This is a genomic window from Silvimonas sp. JCM 19000 (assembly GCF_054652575.1).
In genome coordinates this window covers 407,102-428,049 of sequence record NZ_BAAIHC010000001.1, presented here as the reverse complement: position 1 = coordinate 428,049, position 20,948 = coordinate 407,102, and the positions used below count along the sequence as shown (strand labels likewise).

Here is a 20,948-nt window from a genome sequence, read left to right as displayed (position 1 = left end):
GACGCTTTGCTAGCTGGGTGCAGGTTAGCACGTGCGACGTGGCAGGAAACCAGGCATAAGGCTGACTTGCTGTAAGGGCGCTGGCTGGCACGCAGCCATCGCGGCTTTGGGCAGGCCGGAATTTACCGGGCGCGCGCTGGGCCAAGCAGCTGGCCCAAGGCGTCTCGGCAGCGGCGAAATCCGCAGTCTGGCGCCACAAACGTGCTCGCTGGCCTCGGCAGGGGCAGCAAGAACTCAAGCCCGGGATGGTCGCGGTGCATCGGCCCCGGCCACTCACCCCGGCCCGCCCCAGGAGCAGTCCTGGCTGGCAGCAGCGGCAGCGCATGAGACTATGCATTCAACGCGCAGGCAGGCGCGTTATCTCCGTGTAAGAGGTTGGTTCAGCCCGTCACCCCTGGTGGCGGGCTTTCTTTTTTGCGCTCGGCCAGCTGCCGGATCGCCGCCGCGTTGGAGGGCGAAAACACCGCCTCTGCCGCTTGTTGCCACGGCATCCAGCAATAGCGGGTGTGCTCGGCGGGGGCCAGTGTCACCGGCGTGGACGCGGGCACTTCCAGGCTGAACACCGACTCGGTGTTATGCGTAACGCCGGGCGCATAGCGGTGACGCCAGCGCGCAAAAATCTCGTACACATTCTGCTGCTGCCAGTCCTGTAGTTGCAGCAACGAAGCAGCGATCCCGGTTTCTTCAAACACTTCGCGCAGCGCCACATCGCAGAGCGCTTCATCGCCCTCGCGGCTGCCCGTCACCGATTGCCAGGTACCAGGATAGTCTTTGCGCTCAAGCAGCAGCACGTGCAGATCGGCGGTATGGATCACGACGAGCACGGAGAAGGGTTGTTTATAGGGCATCGCGGCATTATACAATCGGGCGTCCGCCGCCAGGCCATCCTCCCGAGCTCGCCATGTCTGTCTGGTCCGCCGCGCAAGCGCGCGCCTGTTTTCCCTTGTTAACGCAGCAGCCTGAATTGATCTGGCTGGATAGCGCCGCGACCACGCAAAAGCCGTTGGCGGTGCTGGATGCGGAACGTGCTTTTTATGAGCAGATCAACGCCAATGTGCATCGCGGCGCGCATCGGCTGGGGCACGCGGCGACCGAGGCGTTTGAGGCGGCGCGGACCACCGTCGCGCATTTCATTAACTCGCCGTCGCGGCAACAACTGGTGTTTACCCGTGGCGCAACCGAGGCGATCAATCTGGTGGCGCAGAGCTGGGGCGGCAGCCAGTTGCAGCCCGGCGACGAAATCCTGATTTCGATGCTGGAACATCACGCCGACATCGTGCCGTGGCAAATGCTGGCGGCGCGCACTGGCGCCGTCATCAAGCCGATACCGCTCACCAGCGAGCTCGAACTTGATCTGGCCGCGCTGGCCGCTTTGCTTAGCGCCAGAACCAGACTGGTGTGCGTTACTGCAATGTCCAATGTGCTGGGCACGCGCCCGCCGTTGCCGCAGATCATCCAGATGGCGCATGCGGCGGGGGCGCGGGTGCTGGTCGATGCGGCGCAGGCACTGGCGCATGCCCCGATTGATGTGCAGGCGCTAGGGGCTGATTTTCTGGTCTTCTCTGCGCATAAAGTGTTCGGCCCCACCGGCATCGGCGCTTTGTGGGCGCGCATGGAATTGCTGGAAGCAATGCCACCCTGGCAGGGCGGCGGCGAAATGATCGCGCGCGTCTCATTTGAAGGCACCACTTACGCGCCGCCACCATTGCGCTTTGAAGCCGGCACGCCCGCTTTTGCCCAGGCCGTCGCCTTTGCGGCCGCACTGAACTGGCTGCAACAGCAAGATCGCGCCGCCATCGCCGCGCACGAAGCCGCGTTATATCAACAGCTTGAGTCGGGCATCGCACAGATTGACGGTGTGCGCATTCTGGGGTCGACGCGCGACAAAGGTCCGATCGCCTCGCTCGCATTCAGCAGCGCCCACCCTTACGATGTGGCGCAATTTCTTGATAACGCGGATATCGCCGTACGCGTCGGCAACCATTGCGCCGAGCCTTTGATGCACGCGTTGCAACAGCACGGCACTTTGCGCGTCTCGATTGCCGCATATAACTCAGAAAACGATATCGCACGCCTGTTAACCGTGCTTCGCGAAACGCTGGAGCTACTCGCTTGATTCAACTGAACTTTCCCGCCCTACCCGCCAGCCTTGAACTGACTGCGTTGCGCCAGCGTCTGGCCGATGCCCAGGGCTGGGAAAATAAAAACCGGACCCTGGTGCAGCTGGCGCGCGATTTACCCTCGCTGCCCGAAGCATTGCGCGACGAGGCGCATCGCGTTTCCGGTTGTGAGGCGCGCGTCTGGCTCTATACCGATGTGCGAGATGAACGCCTCAGCCTATGGGTAGATAGCGATTCACGCGTGGTCAAAGGTTTGCTGGCGCTGATCTGGGCGGCCTATGCCGGTCGTAGCGCGGCAGAAGTTCGCGATTTTGACTTTGCCGCGCTGCTGCAAGAATTGGGATTAAGCCGCTTTTTATCGAGTTCCCGCGTCAGCGGTTTAGCCGCCATCGTCCGGGCCATTCAACTATCGGTTAATCCTTAGACGCCCCTGCTGGCGTCAATGCCAGCAAAGTGCCATTACGATCCTCGGTAATCCAGATCGTGCCTTGGGCATCGGCTTTCAGATCAGTCGGCGCGCCCATGGGATGCTTGCCCGGCGCATCGGCCCAATCGCTGACCAGCTCGGTATATTCGCCTTGTAATTGCTTATTGGCGTCCAGGTGATAGGCCACAATCCGGTGACCGTTATTGCGATAACCGTGCCAGCCGATAATCAGACTATTACGCCACGCGGCGGGCGCTGCGTCGCCGCCATAAAACAACATGCCCAGCGGTGCGGCATGGCCCGGCATTAAACGCACCGGCTTGCTGTAGCGGCTGCAATCTGCAGCGGGAAATTCCGGCGCAGCGATATTGTTGTCATAGCAATACGGCCAGCCGTAATGCGCGCCCTGCTTGAGCAAATTAACCTCTTCATGCGGCAGGTTTTCGTCGCTTTCCAGACCCGGAATTTTGCGGTTGATATAATCGCGACTATTCTCGGCTTGCCAGACTTCGCCGCTGGCAGGATTAACCGCCAAAGCCATCGAATTGCGCAGCCCCCGCGCAAAGATTTCGTCCTGCCATTTGCCGTTTTTAAAAATATAGTGATGCACCACGCCGCGCGGGTTAGCGGATTCGGTTTCGCTGCACGATTGATTAACCGGTTTATCCGCATCAATATGGCCATCGCAATTATCCGTAGCCGAACCGAAATTCACATATAAGCTGCCATCTTTGCCAAACACAAAGGTCTTGAGCGGATGGCGGCCTTCATCGGGCAAATTAGCCAGCACAGTTTCCAGTTTGGGCTGAGCGGCCTCTGCTTTAAAACGACTGATGCGCCCGGCTTCGCCCAGATAAACCATTCCATCGGGGCCCAATTGCAAGGCATGCGGCCGATCCAGCCCTTCCAGCAGCACGGTGTGTTGATAGGTACCATCGCGCCGGTTCAACAATAACAATCGCCCTTTGCCCTTGCCCCAGCCACCCATATCAGTGACCAGAATCTCACCATTGGCCAATGGCAACACGCCGCGCGGCATGCCCAGACCAGAAGCGGCCAGCCCCAAACAAAAGCCGGCAGCGGTTTTAACATTGAGTTGCGGCAGCCCACCACAGCGACCGCTGGTGGTATACCCCGCATCAGCCGCGGCCCACACGTGAGTGGCAGCCAGCAATACGGCAAGTCCGGATAATCGAGCGATCTGCTTCATCGTTAAACACCTTGAAATACAATGGCCTGATTGTAGCCGCGTTAAATTGCCACGCCGCTGCAAGCAGGCCATTCCGACAAAACCGGCAAAATAGCTTCAGAAGAATCCGCCGCGCTTTTCCATTTTGCATTCGTACGACAACACCACCTCGCCCTTATCGTCCACGCTATCCAGTCGCACCGAAAAACCCCATAAACGCGCAATGTGTTTCAGCACTTCATGCACGCTATTGGCCAATGGGCGGCGTTGATGCTGAAAGTGGCGCAAGGTCAACGAACGATCACCCCGCGTATTCACATCGTAAATCTGGATATTGGGCTCACGATGCGCCAGATTATATTGCGCCGCCAACATCGAACGAATATCGGCATAACCAGCATCATCATGAATCGCAGAGACTTTCAGTTGCGGATTTTCATCGTCATCCAGAATGGCAAACAAACGAAAATCCCGGATCAGCCGGGGCGATAAATACTGCGCAATAAAACTCTCGTCTTTAAAATTGCGCATGGCAAAGTCGAGGGATTTGCGCCAATCCTTGCCGATCAAATCAGGAAACCAGCGTTTATCCTCCTCGGTGGGTTCGGTGCAGATACGCTGGATATCGCGATACATGGCAAAGCCCAAGGCGTAGGGATTGATACCGCTGTAATACGGGCTATCCACGCCCGGTTGCATAATCACGCTGGTATGGCTATGCAGAAATTCAAACATGGCCGAATCGGTGATTTTTCCTTCGTCATACAGTTTATTCATCAGCGTGTAATGCCAGAACGTAGCCCAGCCTTCGTTCATGACCTGGGTCTGGCGTTGCGGATAAAAATACTGCGCGACTTTGCGGATAATGCGCACGATTTCGCGCTGCCATGGCTCCAGCAAGGGCGCGAATTTCTCAATAAAATACAATATGTTTTCTTGCGGTTCAGCCGGAAAACGCGTGGGCGCATCGGCTTGCGCTTCTTCAGCCCGGCGCGGCAAAGTGCGCCAGATATCGTTGATTTGCGACTGTAAATACACTTCGCGTTCAGCCTGGCGCGCGCGTTCTTTCTCCAACGACAATTTCTGCGGTCGTTTATAGCGATCCACGCCGTAATTCATCAGCGCATGGCAAGAATCAACCAGTTCTTCAACCTTGTCCTCGCCATAGCGCGCTTCGCATTCGGCAATATAACGCTTGGCGAAGACCAGGTAATCGATAATGGCATCCGCTTCGGTCCAGGTGCGGAATAAATAATTGCCTTTAAAGAAAGAATTGTGGCCAAAGCTGGCATGCGCAATCACCAAAGCCTGCATCGTCATGGTGTTTTCTTCCATGAGATATGCAATGCAAGGATTGGAATTGATCACAATTTCATAAGCCAGCCCCATCATGCCGCGTTGATAGTTCTTTTGCGTCGATAAAAACTGCTTGCCGAAACTCCAATGGTTATACATGACCGGCATACCGACCGATGCATAAGCATCCATCATTTGCTCGGCCGAGATAATCTCGAGCTGATTCGGGTAATAATCCAGGCCGTATTCATCGGCAATACGTTTGATCTCCTGGTAATACTGGTCGATCAGCTCAAAATTCCATTCCGATCCGGTCGAAATCGGCTGCCGTGACGGGGCAGCCGGTTCTTCCTGGTTGGCGCGCGGGCGGGTTGAAGTGGCCATAATGTCCTCTTGCAATGGTGCCGGGCCGCCCGCTTCAGGCGGCCGCCTTTTCTGGATGCTTGCTGAACAGATCGCGGAATACCGGCCAGATTTCGCTCGGGTCCTTGATACGCCGCATCGCAAATTGCGCGTGCGCCTGCGCGATCATTTCATATTCATACCAGAGGTTTTGCGGCTCTCCTTCGGTGATTTCGACATAGGCGTAATACTGCAATTTGGGCAGCAACTGGTTGCTGATAATTTCGCGGCATTGCGGTGAATCCGAATCCCAGTTATCGCCATCCGAAGCCTGCGCCACATAGATATTCCAGTCGGCCGACGGATAACGCGCATCAATAATCTGGCGGGTTAATTTGAGCGCACTGGACACCACCGTTCCGCCGGTATCACGCGCATGGAAGAACTCTTCTTCATCCACCTCGAAGGCCTGCGTGTGATGGCGGATAAACACGACTTCAATCTTTTCATATACGCGAGTCAGAAACAGATACAACAAGATAAAGAAGCGTTTGGCGATATCCTTTTTGTTCTCATCCATAGAGCCCGAAACATCCATCACGCAAAACATCACGGCTTTGGTGGTGGGCAATGGCACGCGTATCCGGTTGGAATATTTAAGGTCAAACGGATCAATAAACGGAATGCTGTTCAAACGTGTTTTAAGCGCATGTATACGCTCCATGGCCGCCTTGACCACGGGATCATGTTCGCCGCGCGTTTCAAGTAATTGATCCAGATCTTCCTGCGCTTCATTCAATTCGCGCAAGGGTTCAGAAGACAACGCAATGCGGCGCCCCAATGCGCTACGCAAACTGCGCAATACATGGATATTGGTGGGCGTGCCGTCACTGGTATAACCGGCACGTTGCGGCTTGAAGGTGATGGTTTCGCGCAATTGCCGCTTGATCAGATTGGGCAATTCCAGGTCTTCAAAAAAGAAATTGAGGAATTCTTCCCGCGACAATTCAAACGCAAACTCGTCCTCGCCGCCCCCCCCGTTACCGGAACCGCCGTTACCCTGCCCGCCGCCACCGCCATCAGGCCGGTCGATGGCGTCGCCGCGCAGGTATTCCTTATTGCCAGGAAACACGCGCTCCCAGACACCGCCCTGGGCGTGGCCCAAAGTCGGCTCGTTGATATCGCGTACAGGTATAGAGACTTTTTCTCCCCGTTCTATATCGGTAATGGAGCGGTCTTTGACCGAGCGGGCCACCGCATCGCGGATCTGGCTTTTAAAGCGTTTAAGAAAACGCTCCCGGTTTACCGCCGATTTGTTTTTGCCGTTCAAACGCCGGTCTATCAAATGATGCATAGTACCCCCGAGCGGTCGGGCCGCTTGCCGCGCCAGCGCTGACGCAACAACACGGCCCGGTTTACATCAAGACGACTTGCGAACGCGCAAATACCATTCGCACAACAAACGAACCTGCTTCGGCGTATAGCCTTTGGTCACCATCCGGTTAACAAAATCCTCGTGCTTTTTCTGATCTTCAGCACTGGCTTTGGCATTGAACGAAATAACCGGCAACAGCTCTTCGGTATTCGAGAACATTTTCTTCTCAATTACAGTGCGCAGTTTTTCGTAGCTGGTCCATGCCGGGTTTTTGCCATTGTTATTGGCACGTGCCCGCAGCACAAAATTAACAATCTCGTTACGGAAGTCCTTGGGATTGGAAATACCCGCCGGTTTTTCGGTTTTCTCCAGTTCGTTATTGAGCGCATTCCGGTCAAAGCTTTCGCCGGTATCCTGATCGCGATATTCCTGGTCCTGTATCCAGTAATCCGCAAATGTCACGTAGCGATCAAAGATATTCTGACCATATTCGGAATAGCTTTCGAGATACGCCGTCTGGATTTCTTTGCCAATAAATTCAACGTACTTCGGCGCCAGATATTCCTTGATATAGGCAATATAACGTTGCTCGGTTTCTTGCGGAAACTGTTCGCGCTCCACTTGCTGCTCCAGCACATACAGCAAATGCACCGGATTGGCCGCCACTTCCTGGTGATCAAAGTTGAATACGCGTGACAAGATCTTGAAGGCAAAGCGCGTGGACAGGCCGCTCATCCCTTCATCAACGCCGGCAAAATCACGATATTCCTGCAGCGACTTGGCCTTGGGATCGACGTCTTTTAAATTGTCACCGTCGTAAACCTGCATCTTGGAATAAGGGCTGGAATTCTCCGGCTCACGCAAGCGCGACAGAATTGCAAATTGCGACATCATTTTCAGGGTGCCGGGAGCGCACGGCGCGTCAGAGAGCGAAGAGTTACGCAGCAATTTATCGTAAATCTTGACCTCTTCTGTCACACGCAGGCAATACGGCACCTTGACGATATAGATACGATCGAGGAAGGCTTCGTTGTTTTTATTGTTGCGAAATTGTTTCCACTCCGATTCGTTCGAGTGCGCCAGAATGACGCCTTCAAACGGAATCGCACCAAAGCCTTCTGTGCCCTTGAAGTTGCCTTCCTGGGTTGCCGTCAGCAATGGATGCAATACCTTGATCGGCGCTTTGAACATTTCCACAAATTCAAGCAAGCCCTGATTGGCCAGGCACAGGCCGCCGGAATAGCTATACGCGTCCGGATCATCCTGCGCATATTTCTCCAGCTTGCGGATATCGACCTTACCCACCAGCGAAGAAATATCCTGGTTGTTTTCATCACCCGGCTCGGTTTTGGCAATTGCCAATTGGCGTAATACCGAGGGATAACGTTTGACTACGCGAAACTGGTTAATGTCGCCATTGAATTCATGCAGCCGTTTGACGGCCCATGGACTAGGAATGGTTTTGAGGTAACGTAATGGAATGCCGTATTGTTCTTCCAGAATGGCGCCGTCTTCATCAGGATTGAATAATCCCAATGGCGATTCATTGACCGGCGACCCCTTAATGCAATAGAACGGCACCTTTTCCATTAATTCTTTTAATTTCTCGGCAATCGACGATTTACCGCCGCCCACCGGGCCGAGCAAATACAGGATCTGTTTCTTTTCTTCCAGGCCTTGCGCCGCGTGGCGGAAATACGAAACCACTTGTTCGATGACTTCCTCCATTCCGTAAAACTCGCGGAATGCCGGATACAACCGGATCACCTTGTTCTGAAAAATGCGCGAGGCGCGCGAATCGAGCCGGGTATCGATCATTTCCGGCTCACCAATGGCCATCAACATGCGTTCAGCGGCGGTGGCATAGACTGACGGGTCCTGGCGGCATAACTCCAGGTATTCTTTGAGAGTGAGTTCTTCTTCGCGGGTGCGCTCGTAACGCGAGGCGTAATGATTGAATACATCCATGACGCATCTCCAGACAGCGGTGGGAGGGGCTGCAACGGCATTGTCGTGTGATGTTGCGGCACGGCAATGCAGGTGAGACGACCAGGAATCGTCTCAGTTCTCGTTATAGACGAGCTAATTTCGAGAAGAGATATAAAATGTGACCGGATGTACCGGCGCAGCGCAGACGCAACACTGCCTGGCCGCCCTGAGCGTGGCGCCCACGCTGGCGCAACGCAGCGCAACATCAGCCGCAGCGCGGCCCGGCACAGATACAAAAAAAGGGTCCATTGCGGACCCTTGCTGGCGATGGCCAGATGCCATCTGGCGGCGAAACTTTACGCGCTCACGCTGCCTGCGTTGTCTCGAAAAAGGTGACGCGATTACGCCCGCTGCGTTTGGAGGCATACAACGCCTCATCCGCCTGCTGTTTAACCTGTTCCAGATTCTGCAAGCCGGGCTGATAGACCGCCACGCCCAGACTCGAGGTAATACGGATTTCGCTCTCGCCAAATTGCACGGTTTCGTTGCCGATGGCATAGCGGATGCGCTCGGCCACCACCATCGCGCCTTCGCGATTGGTTTGCGGCAGCATCAGCAAGAATTCTTCGCCCCCGTAGCGGCCGAACACATCGGTATCACGCAACACACCGCGCACGCGATCAGCCACCACGCGCAACACTTCGTCACCGCCCAGATGGCCATAGGTGTCATTGACTTGCTTGAAATGGTCCAGGTCAAGCAACACCACGCTGAACGGCTCGTGATGGTAGCGCTCTACCCGGCCGATTTCGTCGATCAGGCGGGCCTCGGTAAAGCGGCGGTTGTAGACGCCAGTCAAACCATCGCGACTGGAGCTTTCTTCCAGCTTGGCCATCGCCTGCTTGAGCATGCTCTGGTACACCGCGGCATCGGTCACGTCAAACAGCGTCACCACCACTGCATTGACCTCGCCTTGCGGATCGCGCACCGGCATAAAGGTGGCGTTCTGCTGCATATAGTCGATGCCGCCGGTGATGGGGCGGTTATGGCGGAACGGAAACAGATACGGCCGCTGCTCCCACGAGGTAAAGGCGAAATTACGCAAGACGAATACGCTATCGATCTTTTTCGAGAGCCATTTCTGCGGCAATTCGGGAAACAGTTCAAACAGGTTTTGCCCGATGGCGTTTTCGGCCGAAATCCCGCTGTGATCCGCCATAAAGCGGTTCCAGACCAGCACCTTGTACGCCTTGTCGAGCGCAAATATGCCGACACTGACTTCACTGACGATGAAATCACCAATTTCGCCAAGCATCACAGATTATCCATGAAGGTATCGAGTGCGGTTTTAAGCTGGACGATGGATTCTTCCGGCATCAGCGTCAGCAGATGGCAGGTGAAGTCGCGAATTTCGAGAGTAAACCGCACTTCAACCAGCAACGCGTAATTCCACGTCAGTTGTTGGGTATTGATCAGACGATCAACGCCAGCGTGTTCCGCAATCAAGGTGGGCGCCGAGAACGACAAGGTGGCGCTAAGCAGATCGGCCACCCCGTTCAGACAGGCCCCGACCAGCACATTGCCGACATCGAGCAGCAGTTCGCGCTCTTGCGCCTGCCCCATATCGTCTTCGTAGCCCATCAAATCGGCCAGATTGCGGCAGCCTTGTTCGTCGTACACCACCATCGCCTCACCATGCAAGGTGCCGCCAAAGGACTGGCGGATGGCGGTGATGGCCGCGCCCGAACCCACCATTTGTTCGATGGCGTGTGTGACTTCGGCCGAACCGGTGATATTGATACGCGGCACCGACAAATGCACAAAGGTGTCCAGGATTTGCGCCAGCCGCGCGCCAGCCTGACCCATGGCGATATTGGTGACTTCTTGCAGCGCGTCACGCTGGTCTTCGGAAAGCAGCACGTCGGCGGTCATAGCTCGATTCCGTACTCGCGCAGCACGCGCTCGATTTGCACTGCATCCACCGGCTTCTTGATAAACGCGGCCGCACCCAGCGCGCGCACGCGTTCGCGCGCCAGCGGCTGGATATCGGCCGAAACCACGATCACAAACGAATCAAGTCCTTCGTGTTGCATGGTTTCCAGCACGGCGTAGCCATCCATCTCCGGCATGGTCAGGTCGAGAAACATCACGTCCGCCTTGCCGGCATGGTAGGCGGCCAGCGCTTCCACGCCGTTGCCGGCTTGCGTGATGTCGACATTCCAGGTGGCAGGCAGCGCCTTGATGAGCATTTTCCGCGCCATGGCGGAGTCATCTACAACGAGAATGGGCGTTGGCATACGTCGGTTGGGTATCCGGTTTAAACAATGCTAAAGGCATAAACTGACAGAGTTTAGAACAACCTTGCATTGCTGAACAGGGCTTTCAAATGAATGATTGATTGAAGCCCAGCCCGTGCGCAAGTTGATAAAGCGCAAACGCCATCAGCAAAATTCCTGCCGTGCGCCTGACAAAACGCTTTCTGAGTAAGCTGCCGGTGGTGCTGGCGGCAAAACCGATCAAGAGAAGATTGGGCAAGGTACCAAGGCCAAACGCCAGCATCGTCAAAGCGCCCCGCCCGGGGCTGCCACTGGCCAGCGCGCCCAGGCTTGCGGTGTAGACCAGGCCACAGGGCAGCCAGCCCCACAAGGCACCGATCAGCAAGGTTTGATACGCGTGTTGTACCGGCAACAATCTGGCCAGCAGCGGCTGCACTTTGCGCCAGACGGGGCGGCCGGCCAGTTCCAGCCGCGCTACCCAGCTTGACCAGCCCGCCATATACAAGCCCATGCTGATCAACAACAGATTTGCCAGCACAAACAGCGCGGTTTTGAGGCCTTGTAATGAGATCAGCGCTGGGATAGAGCCGAGGGTGCCCGCGAGGATGCCGATCAGCATATAACCGCCGACGCGGCCGATATTGAATCCAAGGTAATACTTGAGGCGCGGGCCCGGCGGCAACTGCAGACTGAAGGCGGTGACGATGCCGCCACACATGCCAAAACAGTGTCCGCCGCCCAGCAGGCCCGCAAGAAAATAGGCAAACAGATCAAGGTTATGCAACATCAAGCCCTTGGGTAAACCGCATCGCGGCGTGGTTGCCGCGCACTTTACCTCAAACCAGACGGGAATACCGCGCCTGGGTGCGCCCCTGTTGCAAGTGACGGTCAAACACCATGGCAATCGAACGGATCAACATGCGGCCTTTGGCCGTCACCTGAATACAGCCGTGCGGCGCGGGCAAGGTGGTGAGTTCGAGCAGTCCATCTTCTTGCAAGGGCAACAAGGCCCGCAATTCGCTGGCGAAGTAGTTGGCAAACTGCAGTTGCCACTTTTGCTCGAAGGCATGGATGTCGAGCGCAAACTGACACATCAGTTGCTGGATGGCGTCGCGGCGAATCTGATCGTCTTGCGTCAGGATGTAACCGCGCACGATGGGTAATTCGCCTTGATCAAGCCTGTGGTAATACGCTTCCAGGGTTTTCTCGTTCTGCACGAACGCATGGCCCGGCTTGCCGATGGCAGATACGCCAAAGGCAAACAGATCGCAATCGGCGTGCGTGGAATAGCCCTGGAAATTGCGTTGCAGTGTGCCGTTACGCTGGGCGCGCGCCAGATCATCGTCGGGCAAGGCAAAGTGGTCCATGCCGATATAGACATAGCCCGCGTTGGTCAGCAGATCGATGGCGGCATCCAGAATGTCGAGCTTGGCGGCGGCCGCTGGCAAGGCGCTGGTTTCAATGCGCCGCTGTGGCATAAAGCGCTCGGGCAGATGCGCGTAATTGTATAAAGCGATGCGATCCGGCTTGAGAGTGAGCACGCGGTCCAGCGTGCGCATCACGCTGGCGACGGTCTGCAGCGGCAGGCCATAAATCAGATCGATGCTGGTGGAACGGAAACCCGCGGCCCGACCGGCATCAATGACCATGCGCGTGATGTCTTCGCTCTGCACGCGATTGACCGCACTTTGCACCTCGGGGTCCAGATCCTGCACGCCCACACTCATGCGATTAAAGCCTTCACGTGCCAGATGCTGCACCCGTGCCACATTGAGCTCACGCGGATCAAGTTCGATCGAAAACTCACCATTTTCTTGTAATTCGAAATGGGTGCGTAAAATCGCCATTACTTCGCTGATTTGCGCATCCGACAAAAACGTCGGCGTGCCACCACCAAAATGAATCTGGCTGACGCGGGGCTTCTCGGGCAAAATGGCGGCCTGCAATTCGATCTCTTTGCGCAGGTACTCGATATAAGTCGCCGCGCGCGAGCGATCTTTGGTGGCCACCTTATTACAGCCGCAATAAAAACAGACCGTGTCGCAAAACGGGATGTGTATATACAGCGAGGCAGGCCGCCCGGCTTCTTGTGCCAACCCCGGCGCAGCCAGGGCCAACAGTGCGGCGCCCTGGCCTGAATCAACCGGGCCAAACCGGTCTGCGGTGGGGTAAGACGTGTAGCGCGGGCCATGGCCGTCATACTTCTCGATCATCGCGCGATCAAACTCTACACGTGGCGCACTGGCCAAAAGTTCCATTTGTCCCATCCTTCTTGCATAAGCAAGCGATTGTGTCAGGATCAAACAGGCATTTTTTTGATCTATATCAACTAATGCCAAATGTTCACTGTTGATCGCGAGCCAGTCGCGGCAGAATGCCACGTAAGGTCTTGCCTCAAGGACCCATCGGCTTCCTGAATCTCTTTCGACGAAGGCACTTATGCTCGCCCCCATCAAAATCCGTGACGCTAGCCTTAAGCAGATCCGCCACGCCTGCTCCAACTGCAGCCTGCGCGAGCTGTGCCTGCCCGTCGGCCTTTCTCGCGACGAGATGAAGCAAGTCGATCAGTTGGTTACCCAAGGTCGGCCTATACGCCGTGGCGAATACCTCTACCGCGCGGGCCAACGCTTTCACTCCATCTACGCGGTGCGCCTGGGCTTTTTCAAGACCAGCGTGATTTCGGAAGATGGCCGCGAGCAAGTTACCGGCTTTCATATGAACGGAGAGCTGATGGGGCTCGATGCCATCAGCACCACGCGCCATACCTGCGATGCGGTGGCGCTGGAAGACGGTGAAATCTGTGAATTGCCGTTCGATGATTTCGAAAGCCTTGCGCGGCGCATCCCGGCCTTGCAACACCATTTGTATCGGATGATGAGTCGCGAAATTGTGCGCGATCATGGTGTGATGCTGTTGTTAGGCAATATGAAAGCCGAAGAGCGTATCGCGGCCTTTTTGCTGAATCTATCCGAACGCTTTGAACAACGCGGCTATTCGCACAGCAGTTTTCACCTGCGCATGACGCGCGAAGAAATCGGCAGCTATCTGGGTCTGAAGCTGGAAACGGTCAGCCGCACGCTGTCGCGCTTTCAGGAGCAAGGTCTGGTCAAGGTGCAAAACCGCCTGATCAATCTGACCGACGAAGCTGGCCTGCGCCAACTGGTGTCCAGCTGCGTGCGCGATTGAGCTGAACGCCGCCGCATCGCCCAAGCAAAACGCCCCGTGCTGAACGGGGCGTTGTTGTTTCTGGTGTGATCACACCATCCGACTGGCGCTGCGCTCAGGCCTTGGTGTCAACCGCATTGCCGAGGTTGCTGGGGTTGTTGTACTGCGGCTGCGGAATCGACTGCAGCAGGCTCACCGCGCCCTGTTGCTGCAGATCAAGCGCCTTGCGCAGCACATTGGTGCTGACCGATTCACGCAGCGTTTGCGCAGGCGCATCACTGGCGGCGGTGGCGGCGGAACTGACAGCGGAAGCTAAATCCATACAGGTCTCCCAAATGAGTGTGTAACGTTAATTATCTTTGTAAGCAGCTGCAAGCCCTTGACGACAAAGGGACGTACACAGCGGTTGAAGTGCAGTGCCTACAGCATGGGCTGCCGGTGGTAAAATGCGCCGCATGAATACGCCTGCCTTTATCCATCTTCGCTTTCACTCCGAATTTTCAGTCACCGATGGCATCGTCCGCATTGATGACGCTGTAGCCCGCGCCAAGGCGCTAGGCATGCCTGCATTAGGCATAGCTGACCTGAGCAATCTGTTTGGCCTGGTCAAGCATTACAAAGCCTGCCGTGGTGCCGGCCTCAAGCCCATTGCCGGGGTGGATGTCTGGATCGAAAACGAGGAAGACCTGAACAAGCCGTTCCGGGTCCAGCTCATTGCCAAAGATCGTAATGGCTATGGGCGTTTATGCGAGCTACTGACGCGCGCCTTCCTTGAAAACCAGAGCCGCGGCAAAGCGGAAATCCGCAAAGAATGGCTCGACAGTGGCGATAACAGCGGCCTGATCTGTTTGTCCGGCGCGCATATGGGCGAAATCGGCGTGGCCCTGCTCAACGGCAATTACGAGCAAGCGCGCCTGCTGGCGCAATGGTGGCAACGTCGATTTGCCGGCGCCTTCTATCTGGAACTGCAGCGCACCGGCAAAGCGGAATGCGAGCCTTCGGTACAAGGCCATCTCGATCTGGCGGTGGAACTTGAATTGCCGGTGGTGGCCACGCACCCGATCCAGTTCATGGATCAGGATGACTTCAAAGCGCACGAAGCGCGCACCTGCATCGCCGAAGGCTACGTCGTCAACGACAAACGTCGGCCGCGCCTGTTTACGGACGAACAGTATTTCAAGACGCCCGAACAGATGGCGCAACTGTTTGAGGATGTCCCGGAGGCGCTGGCCAACACCGTCGCCATTGCGCAACGCTGCAATCTGCAGATTGTGTTGGGCAAAAACTTTTTGCCGCTCTTCCCCACGCCCGATGGCATGACGCTGGACGACTTTCTTGTCCACCAGGCCAAAGAAGGTCTCGAACAACGGTTGCTCTCGCTGTACCCGGACCCGGCCCAGCGCGACGCCGAACGGCCGCGCTATCAGGACAGGCTCAAGTTCGAGACCGACACCATTATCCAGATGGGTTTTCCTGGTTACTTTTTGATCGTGGCGGACTTTATCGTCTGGGCCAAGCATAACGGCTGCCCGGTCGGGCCAGGCCGGGGTTCCGGCGCGGGCTCGCTGGTGGCCTATTCGCTGGGCATTACTGACATCGATCCAACGGCTTACGCCCTGCTGTTCGAGCGGTTTCTTAACCCCGAACGCGTTTCGATGCCCGACTTTGACATCGACTTCTGCCAGGACAACCGCTGGCGTGTAATTGAATATGTGCGCGGCAAATATGGCGCCGAAGCCGTCAGCCAGATTGCCACTTTCGGCACCATGGCCGCCAAAGCCGTGGTGCGCGACGTCGGCCGCGTGCTGGACCTGCCCTATATGTTCTGCGATGGCTTGTCCAAGCTGATTCCGGCGGCACCGGGCAAGCAATACAGCCTCGATGATGCGGTCGAGATGGTGCCCGAGCTGGCCGAGCGCGTTAAGAACGAAGAAGAAGTGGCCGAGCTGTGGATCCTGGCCAAAAAGCTGGAAGGCCTGACCCGCAATATCGGCATGCACGCGGGTGGCGTATTGATTGCACCGGGCCAGATCACTGACTTCTGCCCGGTGTATCAAGCCGGCGGCGCCGATTCTTCGCCGGTATCCATGCTGGACAAGGATGACGTTGAGCAAGTCGGCCTGGTCAAGTTCGACTTTCTGGGCCTGCGCAACTTGACGATTATCGAGTTGGCGCTGCAGTACATCAAACAGCAAACCGGCGAATATCTTGATCTGATGAGCCAGGGCTTTGGCGATCAGGCGGCTTATCAGGTTTTCCGCGACGCCAATACCACTGCGGTATTCCAGGTCGAGTCCGACGGCATGAAACGGCTACTGGAAAAACTGCAGCCCGACCGTTTTGAAGACATCATCGCTGTGCTGGCGCTGTACCGGCCGGGCCCTTTGGGCTCGGGCATGGTCGACACCTTTATCAACCGTAAAAAGGGTCTGGAGCAGCCGGATTACTTCCACCCCGACCTGGAAGCGTGTCTCGAGCCGACTTATGGCGTGATCGTGTACCAAGAACAGGTGATGCAGATTTCGCAGATCATCGGCGGCTACACGCTGGGTGGCGCCGATATGCTGCGGCGCGCCATGGGCAAGAAAAAGCCCGAAGAAATGGCCAAACACCGGGTCACCATTGCGGAGGGCGCGGCCAAAAAAGGCTACGACCCGCAGCTGGCCGAGCATCTGTTCGATTTGATGACCAAGTTTGCCGAGTACGGTTTTAACAAATCGCACACGGCCGCTTACGCGGTGGTCTCATATCACACCGCCTGGCTGAAGGCGCACCACACCGCCGCCTTTATGGCCGCCACCATGAGTTCGGAACTGGATAACACCGATCAGCTCAAGGTGTTCTACGACGATTGCGTCGAGAAAAACAAACTCGAAATCTTGCCGCCTGACGTTAACGAAAGCGTGTATCGCTTTGTCCCGGTTGGAAAAAAACAGATCCGCTATGCACTGGGCGCGATCAAGGGCGTGGGCGAAGGCGCGGTCAATATGATTGTGGCCGAGCGCAGCGAGAACGGTCCGTTCAAAGACCTGTATGACTTCTGCATGCGCACCGACAAGAAGGAAGTGAACAAGCGCGTGATCGAAGCCTTGATCCGCGGCGGTGCGTTTGATGCGCTGGAAAGCAACCGCGCGCAATTGCTGGCCAACGTTGAACAAGCCATGAGTCTGGCCGAGCATGCCGCCGCCAACGCCAATCAGGGCAGCTTGTTTGATGTGTTCGAGCCCTCGGCCGCGCCGACGGTGGAATGGATCAGCGCCCCGGCCTGGGACGATAAAACGCGGCTGGCCGAAGAGAAACCGGCCATCGGCTTCTATTTATCCGGACATCCGTTTGATGCCTACGCCAGGGACGTTAAATCGTTTATCAAAACGCGGCTGGATCGCTTACAGCCCACCCGCACCAAAGACACGCAATTTATCGCTGGGATCGTGATCGGCGTGCGCGTCAAAAACGGAGACCGGGGGCGCATGGCGTTTGTGACGCTGGATGACGGCTGGGCCAAGCAGGACGTGACGGTTTATTCCGAAGTCTACGAAGCCAACCGCACCAAATTCAGCGAAGACGCCTTGCTGGTGATTGCCGGCAAGATCAGCGAAGACCGCTTTTCGGGCGGCCTGCGCGTTATTGCCGATGCGGTGATGGACATTGCCGAAGCGCGCAGCCAGTTTGCCCGCGCGCTGACGCTCAAGTTCAATGGCAATGCCGACGCGGCACGGTTGCAGCAGATGCTGGATCGCCATTCCGGCGGCCAGTGTCCGGTCGAAATCGAATATCACAATGCAAACGCCCGCTGCAAACTCGAGCTCGGCCGGAGCTGGCAAGTCACCTTGCACGACGAACTGGTCGACAAGCTGAAGGGCTGGCTGGGTAACGAGGCTGTTTCAGTGCGTTTCCAGTAATTGAAAGCACAAAAAAGGGGACCCGCGTCCCCTTTTTGTTTTTTGATCAACCACTCAGCATTTCAAACGTATGCACCAGACGGATGCCGTCGCTCACCACTGCAATCAGCCCGCCAGACGTGCCTTACACGGCCCGATAAACGCTGGCTACACCGGTTTCCCTATTCGGCAAAACCCTGACTTGTATTGGCTACGCCGCGCGTCCAGCATTCAGCACAAATACAACCATCTCACGCAATCCGCCGGAGCAAGACATGGATGAAGAACTGAAAAAACAAGCCCTCGATTATCACCGCTGGCCCCGCCCGGGCAAAATCCAGGTCATGCCCACCAAAGGCCTTGCCAGCCAACGCGATCTGGCGCTGGCTTATTCGCCCGGCGTGGCGGCAGCCTGCATGGCCATCGTCGAAGATCCGGCCGAAGCCCGTAACATGACCGCGCGCGGCAACCTGGTGGCGGTGGTCACCAATGGCACCGCCGTGCTCGGCCTCGGCAATATCGGCCCCCTCGCCGGCAAGCCGGTGATGGAAGGCAAAGGCGTATTGTTCAAAAAGTTTGCCGGTATCGACGTGTTCGATATCGAAATCAATGAAAACGACCCGGACAAGCTGGTCGAGGTGATCGCCGCGCTGGAACCCACTTTTGGCGGCATCAACCTTGAAGACATCAAGGCGCCGGAATGCTTTGTCGTGGAAAGCAAATTGCGCGAACGCATGAAGATCCCGGTCTTCCATGACGATCAGCACGGCACCGCCATTATCGTGGGCGCGGCGGTCAAAAACGGCCTGCGCCTGGTCAGCAAGAAAATCGAGGAAGTGACGCTGGTATGTTCCGGCGCGGGCGCGGCGGCGATTGCGTGTCTGGATTTGCTGGTCTCGCTGGGCATGCGCCGCGAAAACATCCTGGTGTGCGATTCCAAAGGCGTGATCTGGCAAGGTCGTGACGAAAAAATGGACCCGACCAAGGCCCGTTACGCGCGCGACACGCCGCATCGCAGCGTGGGTGACGCCATGGACCAGGTCGATATTTTCCTCGGCCTGTCTGGCCCGGGCGCCGTATCGCAAGACATGATCAAGCGCATGGCGCGCCAGCCGCTGATTCTGGCGCTGGCCAATCCGGACCCGGAAATCACCCCGCCCGATGCCCACGCCATCCGCCCCGATGCCATCGTGTGTACCGGCCGTTCGGATTATCCGAACCAGGTCAATAACGTGCTGTGCTTCCCCTTCATCTTCCGCGGTGCGCTCGACGTGGGCGCCACCACCATCAATGAAGAAATGAAGCTGGCCGCCGTGCATGCCATCGCCGATCTGGCGCATGCCGAACAATCGGATGTGGTGGCCGAGGCTTATGCCAACGAAGACCTGCATTTCGGCCCGGATTATCTGATTCCCAAGCCGTTTGATCCGCGTCTGATTATCAAGATTGCTCCTGCCGTGGCCCAGGCCGCGATGGACACCGGCGTGGCCACGCGCCCGATCACCGATCTCCCCAACTACGTGGAAGAACTCACGCAGTTTGTCTACAAATCCAACCTGTTCATGCGCCCGGTGTTTAACGCTGCGCGCAAGGCCAGCAAGCGCGTGGCGTATTGCGAAGGCGAAGACCAGCGCGTGCTGCACGCGGCGCAAGAAGTGGTGGATATGAAGCTGGCGCGTCCGATTCTGATCGGCCGCCCGCAAATCATCCTCAAGCGCATCGAGCAACTCGGTTTGCGTATGGTTGAAGGCCGTGATTTCGAGATCTGCAATCAGGACAGCGATCCGCGCTATCGCGATTACTGGACGCAATACCATCAGTTGATGATGCGTAAAGGCGTATCGGAAGAACAAGCGCAGCTGGAAGTGCGCAGCAAGCCCACGCTGATCGGCGCGCTGATGGTCAAACGCGGCGATGCCGATGCCATGATCTGCGGTACGCAAGGTCGCTACCACATGCACCACTGGTACGTGCAGAACGTGCTGTGCCCCAGCCAGGGCAAGGCCACCACAGCGGCCATGAACGCGCTGCTGCTGCCAACGGGCAACATCTTTATCGCCGATACCTACGTCAACGCCGATCCGAGCGCCGAACAACTGGCCGATATCACGCTGATGGCGGCTGAAGCCGTGCGCAACTTTGGCATCGTACCCAAGGTGGCCCTGCTGTCGCATAGCAGCTTTGGCTCGGTCGATTCCCCGTCGGCGCGCAAGATGCAAGACACGCTGACGCTGGTGCGCAGCCGTGCGCCCGAACTGGAAATCGAAGGCGAAATGCATGGCGATGCGGCACTGTCGGGTGAAATACGCCAACGCGTTTTCCCGCAATCGCAGCTTAAGGGTGAGGCCAATGTGCTGATCATGCCTAACCTGGACGCGGCCAACATCTCGTTCAACCTGCTCAAGATGACCGCGGGCGAAGGCGTGACGGTGGGCCCCATCCTGCTGGGCATTGCGGCACCAGCGCATATCCTGACGCCGACCGCTTCGGTGCGACGCCTGGTCAATATGACCGCGCTGGCGGCGGTGGAAGCGGCCAAACGCGAGCCGGCCCCGGCGCAAGTGCGCTAAGGCCACGGGAACGAAACACGGCGCGATCCGCTCAACCGGGATCGCGCCGTTTTTTTTGGTACGCGGCGGTGTAGCATGCGGCGCAGACCTTGCAAGGAGACCCGATCATGAGCGAATTCAATCCAGCCGATCCCTTCGGCTTTTTTAGCCAGTTTCTGAAGCCAGGCGCGGCCCCGACCACGCCGAACCCCTTTCTGCCGCCGCTGAACGAAGAAGAGATCGAACAAAAGCTGGCCGAGCTGCAAGTGGTTGAGCAATGGATGAGCATGCAACTGGGCATGCTGCAAATGACGCGCAAGACGCTGGAAATGCAAAAAGCCGGCCTGAACGCCATGCGTCAAGGGCTGGACCCCACCGCACCCGACGGAGGACGTTGAT

At 57.0% G+C, this 20,948-nt stretch carries 17 protein-coding genes; 6 read left to right on the top strand and 11 right to left on the bottom strand.

Translation table 11 applies throughout. The features are described from left to right. Positions 1-380: 380 nt before the first annotated feature. Entirely contained in the window at positions 381-848 is a 468-nt protein-coding gene (gene nudB, locus ACYQ1A_RS01900) for a dihydroneopterin triphosphate diphosphatase (RefSeq protein ID WP_499359736.1), read from the bottom strand. A gap of 53 nt (positions 849-901) precedes the next feature. On the opposite strand from nudB, the gene ACYQ1A_RS01895 reads away from it, so the two are divergent. Continuing rightward, complete coding sequence (locus tag ACYQ1A_RS01895) at positions 902-2,116, top strand: aminotransferase class V-fold PLP-dependent enzyme (RefSeq protein ID WP_499359734.1); 1,215 nt, start codon at positions 902-904, stop codon at positions 2,114-2,116. Then, on the top strand, positions 2,113-2,544 hold the full coding sequence (locus ACYQ1A_RS01890; RefSeq protein ID WP_499359732.1) for a SufE family protein: 432 nt from the start codon (positions 2,113-2,115) through the stop codon (positions 2,542-2,544). Before ACYQ1A_RS01895 ends, ACYQ1A_RS01890 begins: the two co-directional genes overlap by 4 nt. Here ACYQ1A_RS01890 and ACYQ1A_RS01885 read toward each other — a convergent pair. The 9 genes from ACYQ1A_RS01885 to hemN all read right to left on the bottom strand — a co-directional run bounded on the left by ACYQ1A_RS01885 (position 2,534) and on the right by hemN (position 13,212). Further along, positions 2,534-3,757 carry a PQQ-dependent sugar dehydrogenase gene (locus ACYQ1A_RS01885; RefSeq protein ID WP_499359730.1) on the bottom strand — a complete coding sequence of 408 codons (1,224 nt, stop codon included), beginning with the start codon at positions 3,755-3,757 and terminating at the stop codon, positions 2,534-2,536. The genes ACYQ1A_RS01890 and ACYQ1A_RS01885 overlap by 11 nt on opposite strands. Before the next feature lie 96 nt (positions 3,758-3,853). Then, entirely contained in the window at positions 3,854-5,416 is a 1,563-nt protein-coding gene (locus ACYQ1A_RS01880; protein ID WP_499359729.1) for a SpoVR family protein, read from the bottom strand. 34 nt (positions 5,417-5,450) lie between these two features. After that, positions 5,451-6,728, bottom strand: a complete 1,278-nt coding sequence (locus tag ACYQ1A_RS01875; protein ID WP_499359727.1) for a YeaH/YhbH family protein — start codon at positions 6,726-6,728, stop codon at positions 5,451-5,453. Positions 6,729-6,794: 66 nt separating this feature from the next. Beyond that, a complete protein-coding gene (locus ACYQ1A_RS01870; RefSeq protein WP_499359725.1) occupies positions 6,795-8,717 on the bottom strand; it encodes a PrkA family serine protein kinase in 1,923 nt (640 codons plus the stop codon). A gap of 325 nt (positions 8,718-9,042) precedes the next feature. Then, on the bottom strand, positions 9,043-9,993 hold the full coding sequence (locus ACYQ1A_RS01865) for a GGDEF domain-containing protein (protein WP_499359724.1): 951 nt from the start codon (positions 9,991-9,993) through the stop codon (positions 9,043-9,045). Then, a complete protein-coding gene (locus ACYQ1A_RS01860) occupies positions 9,993-10,610 on the bottom strand; it encodes a chemotaxis protein CheC (RefSeq protein ID WP_062222164.1) in 618 nt (205 codons plus the stop codon). The genes ACYQ1A_RS01865 and ACYQ1A_RS01860 overlap by 1 nt, the downstream gene beginning before the upstream one ends. After that, positions 10,607-10,975, bottom strand: coding sequence for a response regulator (locus ACYQ1A_RS01855; RefSeq protein WP_499359721.1), 369 nt, complete (start codon positions 10,973-10,975; stop codon positions 10,607-10,609). The genes ACYQ1A_RS01860 and ACYQ1A_RS01855 overlap by 4 nt, the downstream gene beginning before the upstream one ends. 85 nt (positions 10,976-11,060) lie before the next feature. Further along, on the bottom strand, positions 11,061-11,741 hold the full coding sequence (locus ACYQ1A_RS01850) for a sulfite exporter TauE/SafE family protein (protein WP_062222160.1): 681 nt from the start codon (positions 11,739-11,741) through the stop codon (positions 11,061-11,063). A gap of 49 nt (positions 11,742-11,790) precedes the next feature. Next, a complete protein-coding gene (hemN, locus tag ACYQ1A_RS01845; RefSeq protein ID WP_499359718.1) occupies positions 11,791-13,212 on the bottom strand; it encodes an oxygen-independent coproporphyrinogen III oxidase in 1,422 nt (473 codons plus the stop codon). A gap of 181 nt (positions 13,213-13,393) precedes the next feature. Between hemN and fnr the strand changes: the two genes are divergently transcribed. After that, positions 13,394-14,140 carry a fumarate/nitrate reduction transcriptional regulator Fnr gene (fnr, locus tag ACYQ1A_RS01840; protein ID WP_053936131.1) on the top strand — a complete coding sequence of 249 codons (747 nt, stop codon included), beginning with the start codon at positions 13,394-13,396 and terminating at the stop codon, positions 14,138-14,140. A gap of 94 nt (positions 14,141-14,234) precedes the next feature. On the opposite strand, the gene ACYQ1A_RS01835 is transcribed toward fnr, so the two are convergent. Further along, positions 14,235-14,441: a YjfB family protein gene (locus tag ACYQ1A_RS01835; protein WP_062222158.1), complete on the bottom strand. Its 207-nt coding sequence runs from the start codon at positions 14,439-14,441 to the stop codon at positions 14,235-14,237. 133 nt (positions 14,442-14,574) lie between these two features. Here ACYQ1A_RS01835 and dnaE point away from each other — a divergent pair, with 133 nt between their 5' ends. The 3 genes from dnaE to ACYQ1A_RS01820 all read left to right on the top strand — a co-directional run bounded on the left by dnaE (position 14,575) and on the right by ACYQ1A_RS01820 (position 20,947). Then, entirely contained in the window at positions 14,575-18,021 is a 3,447-nt protein-coding gene (gene dnaE, locus ACYQ1A_RS01830) for a DNA polymerase III subunit alpha (protein ID WP_499359716.1), read from the top strand. Positions 18,022-18,275: 254 nt separating this feature from the next. Then, positions 18,276-20,570 (top strand): NADP-dependent malic enzyme, encoded by a 2,295-nt coding sequence (locus ACYQ1A_RS01825; RefSeq protein WP_499359715.1) that lies wholly within the window; start codon positions 18,276-18,278, stop codon positions 20,568-20,570. A 107-nt stretch (positions 20,571-20,677) separates the two neighbouring features. Continuing rightward, a complete protein-coding gene (locus tag ACYQ1A_RS01820; protein ID WP_499359714.1) occupies positions 20,678-20,947 on the top strand; it encodes a PhaM family polyhydroxyalkanoate granule multifunctional regulatory protein in 270 nt (89 codons plus the stop codon). Position 20,948: the final 1 nt, after the last annotated feature.

Bases quoted from the DNA above. Each gene is read 5' to 3' on its own strand.
- nudB (WP_499359736.1), bottom strand. From the start codon at position 848: ATGCCCTATAAACAACCCTTCTCCGTGCTCGTCGTGATCCATACCGCC.
- ACYQ1A_RS01895 (WP_499359734.1), top strand. From the start codon at position 902: ATGTCTGTCTGGTCCGCCGCGCAAGCGCGCGCCTGTTTTCCCTTGTTA.
- ACYQ1A_RS01885 (WP_499359730.1), bottom strand. From the start codon at position 3,757: ATGAAGCAGATCGCTCGATTATCCGGACTTGCCGTATTGCTGGCTGCC.
- ACYQ1A_RS01880 (WP_499359729.1), bottom strand. From the start codon at position 5,416: ATGGCCACTTCAACCCGCCCGCGCGCCAACCAGGAAGAACCGGCTGCC.
- ACYQ1A_RS01875 (WP_499359727.1), bottom strand. From the start codon at position 6,728: ATGCATCATTTGATAGACCGGCGTTTGAACGGCAAAAACAAATCGGCG.
- ACYQ1A_RS01870 (WP_499359725.1), bottom strand. From the start codon at position 8,717: ATGGATGTATTCAATCATTACGCCTCGCGTTACGAGCGCACCCGCGAA.
- ACYQ1A_RS01865 (WP_499359724.1), bottom strand. From the start codon at position 9,993: ATGCTTGGCGAAATTGGTGATTTCATCGTCAGTGAAGTCAGTGTCGGC.
- ACYQ1A_RS01860 (WP_062222164.1), bottom strand. From the start codon at position 10,610: ATGACCGCCGACGTGCTGCTTTCCGAAGACCAGCGTGACGCGCTGCAA.
- ACYQ1A_RS01855 (WP_499359721.1), bottom strand. From the start codon at position 10,975: ATGCCAACGCCCATTCTCGTTGTAGATGACTCCGCCATGGCGCGGAAA.
- ACYQ1A_RS01850 (WP_062222160.1), bottom strand. From the start codon at position 11,741: ATGTTGCATAACCTTGATCTGTTTGCCTATTTTCTTGCGGGCCTGCTG.
- hemN (WP_499359718.1), bottom strand. From the start codon at position 13,212: ATGGAACTTTTGGCCAGTGCGCCACGTGTAGAGTTTGATCGCGCGATG.
- fnr (WP_053936131.1), top strand. From the start codon at position 13,394: ATGCTCGCCCCCATCAAAATCCGTGACGCTAGCCTTAAGCAGATCCGC.
- ACYQ1A_RS01835 (WP_062222158.1), bottom strand. From the start codon at position 14,441: ATGGATTTAGCTTCCGCTGTCAGTTCCGCCGCCACCGCCGCCAGTGAT.
- dnaE (WP_499359716.1), top strand. From the start codon at position 14,575: ATGAATACGCCTGCCTTTATCCATCTTCGCTTTCACTCCGAATTTTCA.
- ACYQ1A_RS01825 (WP_499359715.1), top strand. From the start codon at position 18,276: ATGGATGAAGAACTGAAAAAACAAGCCCTCGATTATCACCGCTGGCCC.
- ACYQ1A_RS01820 (WP_499359714.1), top strand. From the start codon at position 20,678: ATGAGCGAATTCAATCCAGCCGATCCCTTCGGCTTTTTTAGCCAGTTT.